The sequence below is a fragment of the Staphylococcus canis genome (assembly GCF_016238445.1).
Lineage (GTDB): Bacteria > Bacillota > Bacilli > Staphylococcales > Staphylococcaceae > Staphylococcus > Staphylococcus canis.
The window spans coordinates 1-204 of record NZ_JABANU010000142.1 but is presented as its reverse complement, the minus strand read 5'-3'; the positions used below and the strand labels follow the sequence as shown (position 1 = coordinate 204).

The following is a 204-nucleotide window of genomic DNA, read 5'->3' as shown; positions in this document are numbered from 1 at the left end:
TTGTTGTGTAATATCTATTTGCATGAACTGGATAAAGAATTAGAGAAGCGCGGACACCGTTTTGTGAGATACGCTGATGACTTCGTCATCTTTGTAAAATCAAAACGTGCCGGACAACGTGTTATGGAAAGTATCACAAATTTTATCGAAAAAGACCTGAAATTAACAGTGAATAAAGATAAAAGTAAAGTGGGTTCTCCTACA

1 protein-coding gene is annotated in these 204 nt (G+C 35.8%); it reads left to right on the top strand.

What is annotated here, in order from left to right; genetic code table 11:
• Positions 1–204, top strand: a 204-nt coding sequence (locus HHH54_RS11260) for a reverse transcriptase domain-containing protein (RefSeq protein ID WP_269814029.1), incomplete at both ends; no start/stop codon positions are given.